Below are 8,382 nucleotides of genomic sequence, written 5' to 3'. Positions count from 1 at the left end.
ACCAGCGGGGACCTCGACTTGGCCACCAGTGGGGACTTTTTCATGGCCACGGACAGCCGAGCAGCCCAGGCGCAGAATCTCCATAGCATCGCCTACGCCGCGATTGTCCACAGGCGAGCCGGTCACCGGTGCACACCTTCAGTCAGGAGGGCAAACCTGTCCTCGTCACAACGAAGGAGCACATCATGAGCACAACGATCGACGCCCATGTGGAGGGCGGCATCCTCACCATCGACCAGGCAGCGGCGTACCTGTCGATTCCCAAGGCGACGTTGTACACGTGGCGGACCCGCCGAGCGGGCTTCGGGCCGCGAGCCGTGAAGCTCGGCGGGTGCCTGCGGTACCGCCGCGCTGACCTGGATGCCTGGGTAGCCGAGCATGCCGAGAACTTCGACGACATCTCTGGCATGCCCGAGCAGCGAGCCAACGACGGCGTCTCGCTGTCCCGGGCCAGCCGGCCGCGCTGAAGGGGGTGGCGACATGGGACGCGGACGCCCACCGACATCTCTGGGCACCTGGGGGACGATCCGAACCAAACAAGTCCGGGAGGGTGCCTACCGGGCGCACACCCGGATCCGGGACAAGGACGGCGTAACCCGGGAGGTCACGGCCACCGGAACAACTGCCGCTGCCGCAGAGCGGGCGCTGCGCGAGAAACTGGTCGATCGGGCCACGCCGACGCAGCAGGCGATCACCGCCGAGACCACCATCGCGAAGCTCGCAGCCCTGTGGCTGAAGTACCTGCGCGACGAGCACCGGATCGAGGCCACCACGATCAACGAGTACGAGCGCGTGCTCAACAAGGTGGTCATCCCTGAACTGGGTGGCCTCCGACTGCGAGAGGTGACGACCAGTCGACTGGACCTGTTCCTTGTCCGGCTCCGGGCCACGAGCGCGAGCCGCCAGCGGAAGACCAAGGTGGTGATGGGCGCCATGCTGGGAATGGCGGTCCGTCACGACGCACTCGGCGTCAACCCGGTCCAGCAGACGTCTCGCATTCACCGAGAGAGGTTCGAGACCCGGTCGCTCACCCTCGAGGACCTCAACACCGTCCGCGAGGCTCTCCGTGCGTGGACGGCGAAGCAGCGGCCCGGACCCAAGGCGTCCAGCGACATGTCGGACATCATCGACCTGATGCTGGCGACCGGAGCGCGAATTGGTGAGGTCCTCGCGCTGCGATGGGTCGACGTCGCACTCGATGCCGAACGCCCGAATCTCACCATCAACGGGACGATCAAGACCGAGCCGGGCAAGGGCACCTACCGCAAGGCGAGGCCGAAGTCGGACTCGAGCGTGAGGACAGTCGTGCTTCCGGACTTCGCCCTCGCAATGCTCAGGCGCCGTCGGGCTGCAGCACGAGAGAACCCCCACGACGCTGTGTTCCCGACCCGCAACGGCACCTGGCAACAGGTCAACAACGTCGAGCGGCGTTGGCGGCAGATCCGCAAGGATACCGGGCTGGACTGGGTCACCCCGCATACGTTCCGCAAGACCGTCGCAACCCTGATCTCGGAGCGGGTCAACGCCGAGACCGCCTCCAAACAGCTCGGCCACTCCTCCCCCGCCATCACCCGCGAGTTCTACATCTCCAAGCCGGCCATCGCAGCTGATGTCGCCCACGTGCTCGAAGAACTGGTCCTGCATGAGGACGACTGAGCCGACGTCCGCCGCGAATACTTGCGGAATAAGTGCGGAATAGGGACGTCGGGTTCAAAACCAGAACCGCCTCTGATCTGCGTTTCCGCAGGTCAGAGGCGGTTGTTCGGTCGGGCTGACAGGATTTGAACCTGCGACCCCTTGACCCCCAGTCAAGTGCGCTACCAAGCTGCGCCACAGCCCGAACACCCGGATGGCCTCGACACAGCTCGACCACCGAGCGGCGTGAACACTACCGCAGCCGAACCGGTGGGGCGGAATCGGGTCGGGTGCCCCAGAACCCGCCACAGCGCGTCGTCGGGGACACGACCCGTCACCCGGGCCTCGGCCCGCCTCGGTCGGAGCCGACCTCGGCACTGTCGTCGGACACCCCTCGACCCGGAGGTGTCGACGGCGAACCCGGGCGGCTAGCGCTTGCGCTTCTCCCGCGGCCGCTGCTGCAGGACGATCGGGGTGCCGACGAAGCCGAACTCCTCACGCAGGCGGCGCTCGATGAACCGCTCGTAGGAGGCGTCCAGCCTGCCGCTGGTGAACAGGACGAACATGGGCGGCGCGGTCGACGCCTGGGTCCCGAAGAGGATCTTGGGCTGCTTGCCGCTGCGCACCGGGTGGGGGTGCTCGGCGACCAGGCGGCCGAGGAAGCCGTTGAGCGCGCCGGTCGACACGCGGGTCTCCCAGCCCTCCAGCGCCTTCTCGAGCGCCGGGACGAGCCGGTCGACGTGCCAGCCGGTCCGGGCCGTGACGTTGATCCGAGGGGCCCACTGCACCTGGACGAGCTCGCGCTCGATCTCCCGCTCGAGGTAGTAGCGGCGCTCCTCGTCGACCAGGTCCCACTTGTTGAAGGCGATCACCAGTGCCCGGCCGGCCTCGCGCACGGTCTGGATGATCCGCACGTCCTGCTCGGAGATCGACTCACCGCCGTCGACGACGAGGACCGCGACCTCGGCCCGGTCGATCGCCGTCGACGTGCGCAGCGAGGCGTAGTACTCGTGCCCGGAGGCCTCCTTGACCCGCTTGCGGATGCCGGCGGTGTCGATGAACCGCCAGGTGCGTCCGCCGAGCTCGATCAGCTCGTCCACCGGGTCGACGGTGGTGCCGGCGACGTTGTCGACCACGACCCGGTCCTCGCCGGCGAGCCGGTTGAGGAGCGAGGACTTGCCGACGTTCGGCTTGCCGACGATCGCGATCCGGCGCGGCCCGCCGACCACCGGCTCGCCCTCGGGGGGCGGCTCCGGCAGCGCCGCCAGGACGGCGTCGAGCAGGTCGCCCGAGCCGCGCCCGTGCAGCGCGGACACGGCGTACGGCTCGCCGAGCCCGAGGTTCCACAGCCCGTAGGCCTCGGCCTCGGTGCGCTGGTCGTCGACCTTGTTCGCGGCCAGCACGACCGGCTTCTTGGACTTGCGCAGGATCCGGACGACCGCCTCGTCGGCGTCGGTGATCCCCACGGTCGCGTCGACCACGAACAGCACCGCGTCGGCCAGGCTGACGGCGACCTCCGCCTGCCCCGCGATCCGCTCGGCCAGGCCGCGGGCGTCGGGGTCCCAGCCCCCGGTGTCGACCACGGTGAACGCACGGCCGTTCCAGTTCGCGTCGTAGGAAACGCGGTCCCGGGTGACCCCGGGGACGTCCTCGACCACGGCCTCGCGGCGACCGATGATCCGGTTCACCAGCGTCGACTTGCCGACGTTGGGCCGTCCGACGACCGCGAGGACGGGGACGGGGCCGACTGCCTCCGGGGTTGTCTCCGTGGCTGTCTCCGGGATGGACTCCTGGGAGGCCTCCGGGGTGCCGTCGGGGGCACCCTCGAGCTCGGTCATGGTGCTCCTTGGTCGGTGACCCCGGTCGCGGGGTCTGGGTCTACGTCGGTCATGGGCAGCGGACCCGGCAGCTCCCGGCCGGTCGACGTGCGCGCGCGGTCCAGCTGGACCAGCATGTGCTCCCGCAGCAACAACGAGGACTTCTCCACTTGTTCCCGGGTGCGCGGCCAGGGCCGCGGGTCGATCCGGTACGGCTCGCCGAAGACGAGGTCGATCCGGGACCGCCGGGGTGGCAGCGAGTTGTGGTGGGCGCCGGGCTCGCGGCTCCCGAGCATGGTCACCGGTACGACGGGCGCGCCGGACACCAGCGCGAGGTAGGCCGCGCCGCGGTGGAACCGCTCCAGGTCGCCCGCACCGCGGCTGCCCTCCGGGTAGATCCCGATCGCCCCGCCGTCGCGCAGCACCTTGAGGCACGACTTCACGGCGGCGGGATCGGTGTGGAACCGGTCCAGCGGGATCTGGCCGGCCTGGACGAGGAACCGCCCGAGCAGTCCGTGGAACATCTCGATCTTGGTCAGGGTGTGCGCCGGCCGGGGCGCGAAGATCCCGAGCAGCGGCCCGTCGACGATCCCGACGTGGTTGGAGGCGTAGATCACTCCCCCGCGACGCGGGACCTGCTGGGGCTGGTGCACGCGCACGTCGTACCACCGCCTGATCAGCCAGCGGGCCAGCGGGCGCAGCGGGGAGTGCAGGGCGTAGCGCGGCACGCCCCGGGCGGTGTCGCTGCGCGGGAGCTGGCGGTGGGCGGAGACGTTCTTCATCGGGGCCTCATCGGGGCCTCATCGGGGCCTCATCGGGTCCTCACGCCCGCGCCTGGGCCTGCTCGGCGAGCTCGACGACCAGGTCGATCACCTCGTCGAGGGAGTACGGCGTGGTGTCGATGTGCACCGCACCGTCGGCCATCACGAGGGGAGCCGTCGCCCGGCCCGAGTCGATCCGGTCACGGGCGAGCAGGGACTCCTGGGTGGCGGCGAGGTCCGCGCCGCCCGCCTCGGCGGCCCGGCGGACCGCCCGCGCCTCGGGATCCGCGCTCAGGTAGACCTTGACCGGGGCGTCGGGCACCACGACCGAGCCGATGTCGCGGCCCTCGACCACGATGCCGCCGGTGCGGGTCTCCCGACCGATCACGGATCGCTGCAGGTCGAGCAGCCGGCTGCGCACCTCCGGCACCGCGCTGACCGGGGACACGGCCGCGTTGACCGCGTCGCTGCGGATCTCCACGCCGACGTCGGTGCCGTCGACGGTGATCGTCGGCGCCTCGGGGTCGGTTCCGGAGGCGATGGTCGGCTCGCCACAGCGGGCGGCGACCTCGGCGGGGTCGTGGACGTCCACGCCCTCGCGCAGCAGCCACCAGGTCATCGCACGGAACATCGCCCCGGTGTCGAGGTAGCGCAGCCCCAGCCGCCTCGCGACGCCGCGCGACGTGCTCGACTTGCCCGAGCCGGAGGTGCCGTCGACGGCGATCACGGTGCCGGGGGCGGGCGGGCGCAGGGTGTGGCTCACGGGGCTACAGCCTACCGGTGAGTCACCCAGCCCCGGGACTCGAGCGACGTCAACAGGTGCTCGGCCCGGGTCTCGTCGACGAGCAGCTCGACCAGCCCGACCGGCCGGCCGGGGTCGTGGTCGATGTGGACGTCCTCGATGTTGACCTCGCTCGCCCCGGCGTCGGCGAAGAGTCGCGCCAGCTCGCCCGGGTAGTCGGGCACGGACACGAAGACCGAGCGCATCGGCCGGACCGGCCCACCGTGCTTGCCCGGGATGGCCCGCGTGCCGGCGACGCCGCGCGCCAGGACGGTCTCGAGCGCCCCCCGGTCGTCGGCGGCGACCGCGTCGATGACGGCGTCGAGCTGGGCCCGGACCTCGGCGAGCAGCCCGAGCACCGCCTGGGCGTTCGCGGAGACGATCTGGCCGTAGAGCGCCGGGCTGCCGGCGGCCACCCGGGTCACGTCCCGCACGCCCTGCCCGGAGAGGGCGAGGTGCTGCTCGGGGGCGCCGACCAGCCGGCCGGCGACGAGCGCGGAGAGCAGGTGCGGGACGTGGGAGGTCCGGGCGACGGCCTTGTCATGCTCCTCGGGGCTCAACCGGACCGGCACGGCGCCGCATTGCGTCGCCAGGGCCTCCACCAGGCGTACGGCGGCCGGTCCGCTCTCCTCGTGCGGGGTGATCGCCCACGGACGGCCGTCGAAGAGCGCGGGCGTGGCCGCGAGCGGTCCGGACCGCTCCGAGCCCGCCATCGGGTGCCCGCCGACGTACCGCCGCACGGCCTCCGCCCCCACGGCCCGCTCGACCTGGGCCGGCAGGCCGGACTTCACGCTGCCCACGTCGGTCACCACGGCGTCCGGGCGCTCCCGCAGCGCCTGGGCCACCACCGCGCCGAGCGCGTCCGGCGGCACGGCGACGACCACGAGCTGTGGCCGGTCGGCCTCCGTGCTCGGCCGGCCGGCACCCAGGCCGGAGGCCGTGCGCAGGTGCTCGACCGACGTGTCGGACAGGAGCACCTCGATCCCGGCGCGGCTGCACGCGAGGCCGATCGAGGTTCCGAGGAGTCCGGTGCCGACGACCTCCACCGGGCCGGTCAGGACCGGGTCACTCGGGACACTCGGGTCACTCGGGTCACTCATGGTCGGGCACCGACCGGACCCGGGTCAGGTCCTTGCGCAGGGCCGCCGCACCATGCAGGTAGACGTGCGTGATGTCGGCCCGCGGCAGGTCGGTCTCGACGTGCGCCAGCATCCGGACCACCCGCGGCATCGAGCCGGCGATCTCGAGCTCGCGCGCGCAGATCAGCGGCACGTCGCCGAACCCGAGCCTCCGGGCGGCATACGCGGGGAACTCCGAGACCAGGTCGGAGGTCGCGGTGAAGATCACCGAGATGAAGTCGTCGACCTCCAGGCCGTTCGCCGTCATCACGTCGGACACCATCTCGGCGACCCGCTCGAGCAGGTGGTCGCGCACGTCCGCGTCGAGCTGGGTCGCTCCTCGCACTGCCCTGACTGCCACAGGCTCCAGGCTAGTCAGGTCCGGTGGCTCGCCGTCCCTCGGTCTCGCAACACGGCCCCTCGGCCGAGCTCGTCACGACGGCTGGTAGCTGCCGAAGGACCAGTGGTTGCCCTCCGGGTCGGCGACACTGCCGCCGTAGTCCTGGTCGACCATCTCGCGCAGGACCGTCGCCCCGGCCTCGACCGCGCGCTGGAAGACCAGGTCGGGGTCGTCGGTCACGAGGTACGCCGCGGAGCCGCCCGCATTCGCGACGGCCGCGTCGGGCCGTTGGCTGCCGAACATGATCCCGCCGCCGCCGGGCCACACCCACTCGGCATGCACCACGACGCCCGGGTCGGCCTCATCGCGGTAGGTCGCGTGCTCGACGAACCCGATCGCGGAGAGCCAGGCGATCATCGCGTCGGTGTCACGGAAGGTCATCGTGTGCCAGAGCCGGATGTCTGCTGCGTTGCTCATGGGACCGAGCCTGCCGGATCCGCCCCGTCGAGGTCTTGAAGGAATGGGAACTCCTCGCGCAACCAGGTCGTCGGCGAGCAGCCGGCCAGCTGAGCCCACTCGCGCGCCAGGTGCGCCTGGTCGGCGAACCTGCAGCGCAGGGCCACCTCGGCGAGCGGCAGTCGGCCGAGCAGGGCGCGCGAGGCCTCGAACCGCCCCAGGCGCTGCACCTGCTTCGGGGCCAGTCCGCACTCGGCCCGCACGAGGTCGCTGAGCCGGCGCCGGCTGAAGCCGACCTCGTCGGCGACCTGCTGCACCCCGGCACCGCACCGGAGCCGGTCCAGCGCCCGGCCGACCTCGTGGCGCGGTCCCCGTCCGTCGTGCCGCGCCAGCGTGGCCAGCAGCGCCCGCTCGACCAGCGGCACCCGGTCCACGGGCGTGCTCTCGGCGAGCCGCTGGGGCAGGTCGCGCAGCCACGGGGCGACGTCCTCCAGCTCGACCAGCTCGCCGGCGAGCGCGGAGGCGGGCAGGCCGAGCAGCGCCCGGGCGCCGGCCGTCGTGAGGGCGAGCTGCACGCCGGTCTGGGTCCCGTCGTGGTGGATCTCGGCGGGGCCGACGTGCAGTCCCGAGAGGGTTGACCACCGGCGCGAGCGGCTCTCGGGCCGTCCGTACCAGGCCACGTCGAGCGGCTCCCCGACGGGCAGCACGAACGTCAGCGTGGTCGACGGGAGCCCTCGGTGCACGCCGGGCCCACCGAGGTCGACGTCGTAACCGACCAGGGACGCGACGTACGGCGCCAGCGGCGAGCGCATGGCAGGACAGTACCCACGGGCGCCGACCCGGCCCCGGCCTCGGCTCAGCGCCGTGGCTCGAGCGCGAAGATCCGCAGCCGCCTGCCGGTGATCCGCGTCTGGTACCTGCGGTAGCCCGCGTAGAGTCGCTCGGCGCGCCCGAGCAGCTCCTCGGCCTCGTCGCCGACCAGGGGCCGCGCCACCACGTCGACGGACCGGTCCCGGTAGGTCAGCCGAGCGTGCGGGTCGGCCTCCAGGTTGAGCACCCAGGTCGGCGTCGAGGCCTGGCCGAAGTTGGTGCCCAGCACGGCCAGCGCCTCGCCGTACGGCACTGCGATCAGGTGCGCCGTGCGCGGCCGCCCGCTGCGCCGCCCCGTGGTCGTCAGGTCGACGACCGGGAGCCCGGCGAGCAGGCTCGGCAGGGTGTGCCGGCGCCGGGTGAGGCGCTGTACCAGCGTGTCGAGCGGCGGCAGGATCCGGGCGAAGAGCCACGCCCCGGGGCGCGAGGCACCGAACGCCTGGACCGCGCGCTGCACCGGGTTGGCCGGCCTCGGCTGGTAGGAGAGCTCGGAGGCGACGCTCATGGGACGACGCTAGCCACCACGACACCGGCCCGGAGGCGAATCGGCCGAGGAAGAGCCGAGGAAGAGTCGGCGCAGTCGGTGCGGGCGCCGCGGGGCTCT

10 protein-coding genes and 1 tRNA gene are annotated in these 8,382 nt (G+C 72.1%); 2 read left to right on the top strand and 9 right to left on the bottom strand.

Annotated elements, in window-relative coordinates:
• Positions 1 to 185: 185 nt before the first annotated feature.
• Both QMC84_RS21685 and QMC84_RS21680 read left to right on the top strand, forming a co-directional pair.
• Complete coding sequence (locus QMC84_RS21685) at positions 186 to 467, top strand: helix-turn-helix domain-containing protein (protein ID WP_300378616.1); 282 nt, start codon at positions 186 to 188, stop codon at positions 465 to 467.
• A 13-nt stretch (positions 468 to 480) separates the two neighbouring features.
• Positions 481 to 1,656, top strand: a complete 1,176-nt coding sequence (locus tag QMC84_RS21680; RefSeq protein WP_300378614.1) for a site-specific integrase — start codon at positions 481 to 483, stop codon at positions 1,654 to 1,656.
• 110 nt (positions 1,657 to 1,766) lie between these two features.
• Here the strand turns inward: QMC84_RS21680 and QMC84_RS21675 are convergent.
• From QMC84_RS21675 to QMC84_RS21635, 9 genes are all read right to left on the bottom strand, one after another.
• Positions 1,767 to 1,840, bottom strand: a tRNA-Pro gene (locus QMC84_RS21675).
• Between the two features lie 223 nt (positions 1,841 to 2,063).
• Positions 2,064 to 3,473 carry a ribosome biogenesis GTPase Der gene (gene der / locus QMC84_RS21670; RefSeq protein WP_300378612.1) on the bottom strand — a complete coding sequence of 470 codons (1,410 nt, stop codon included), beginning with the start codon at positions 3,471 to 3,473 and terminating at the stop codon, positions 2,064 to 2,066.
• Entirely contained in the window at positions 3,470 to 4,234 is a 765-nt protein-coding gene (locus QMC84_RS21665; protein ID WP_300378610.1) for a lysophospholipid acyltransferase family protein, read from the bottom strand. The genes der and QMC84_RS21665 overlap by 4 nt, the downstream gene beginning before the upstream one ends.
• 40 nt (positions 4,235 to 4,274) lie before the next feature.
• On the bottom strand, positions 4,275 to 4,976 hold the full coding sequence (gene cmk / locus QMC84_RS21660; protein ID WP_300378608.1) for a (d)CMP kinase: 702 nt from the start codon (positions 4,974 to 4,976) through the stop codon (positions 4,275 to 4,277).
• 11 nt (positions 4,977 to 4,987) lie between these two features.
• Entirely contained in the window at positions 4,988 to 6,094 is a 1,107-nt protein-coding gene (locus QMC84_RS21655) for a prephenate dehydrogenase (protein ID WP_300378606.1), read from the bottom strand.
• Positions 6,087 to 6,473, bottom strand: a complete 387-nt coding sequence (aroH, locus tag QMC84_RS21650) for a chorismate mutase (RefSeq protein WP_300378604.1) — start codon at positions 6,471 to 6,473, stop codon at positions 6,087 to 6,089. The genes QMC84_RS21655 and aroH overlap by 8 nt, the downstream gene beginning before the upstream one ends.
• A gap of 72 nt (positions 6,474 to 6,545) precedes the next feature.
• A complete protein-coding gene (locus QMC84_RS21645; protein WP_300378602.1) occupies positions 6,546 to 6,929 on the bottom strand; it encodes a VOC family protein in 384 nt (127 codons plus the stop codon).
• Positions 6,926 to 7,720: an AraC family transcriptional regulator gene (locus QMC84_RS21640; RefSeq protein WP_300378600.1), complete on the bottom strand. Its 795-nt coding sequence runs from the start codon at positions 7,718 to 7,720 to the stop codon at positions 6,926 to 6,928. The genes QMC84_RS21645 and QMC84_RS21640 overlap by 4 nt, the downstream gene beginning before the upstream one ends.
• A 44-nt stretch (positions 7,721 to 7,764) precedes the next feature.
• On the bottom strand, positions 7,765 to 8,283 hold the full coding sequence (locus QMC84_RS21635; protein ID WP_300378598.1) for a nitroreductase family deazaflavin-dependent oxidoreductase: 519 nt from the start codon (positions 8,281 to 8,283) through the stop codon (positions 7,765 to 7,767).
• Positions 8,284 to 8,382: the final 99 nt, after the last annotated feature.

It is taken from the genome of Nocardioides sp., from assembly GCF_030019515.1.
Classification (GTDB): domain Bacteria; phylum Actinomycetota; class Actinomycetes; order Propionibacteriales; family Nocardioidaceae; genus Nocardioides.
Note: the sequence above shows the minus strand (reverse complement) of the source record. Positions and strands in the feature narration are given on the sequence as shown.

What these genes read in the sequence shown, in the direction of transcription:
- QMC84_RS21640 (WP_300378600.1), bottom strand. Translation starts at nt 7,720, where the DNA reads ATGCGCTCGCCGCTGGCGCCGTACGTCGCGTCCCTGGTCGGTTACGAC.
- QMC84_RS21655 (WP_300378606.1), bottom strand. Translation starts at nt 6,094, where the DNA reads ATGAGTGACCCGAGTGACCCGAGTGTCCCGAGTGACCCGGTCCTGACC.
- QMC84_RS21665 (WP_300378610.1), bottom strand. Translation starts at nt 4,234, where the DNA reads ATGAAGAACGTCTCCGCCCACCGCCAGCTCCCGCGCAGCGACACCGCC.
- QMC84_RS21685 (WP_300378616.1), top strand. Translation starts at nt 186, where the DNA reads ATGAGCACAACGATCGACGCCCATGTGGAGGGCGGCATCCTCACCATC.
- QMC84_RS21645 (WP_300378602.1), bottom strand. Translation starts at nt 6,929, where the DNA reads ATGAGCAACGCAGCAGACATCCGGCTCTGGCACACGATGACCTTCCGT.
- der (WP_300378612.1), bottom strand. Translation starts at nt 3,473, where the DNA reads ATGACCGAGCTCGAGGGTGCCCCCGACGGCACCCCGGAGGCCTCCCAG.
- QMC84_RS21635 (WP_300378598.1), bottom strand. Translation starts at nt 8,283, where the DNA reads ATGAGCGTCGCCTCCGAGCTCTCCTACCAGCCGAGGCCGGCCAACCCG.
- QMC84_RS21680 (WP_300378614.1), top strand. Translation starts at nt 481, where the DNA reads ATGGGACGCGGACGCCCACCGACATCTCTGGGCACCTGGGGGACGATC.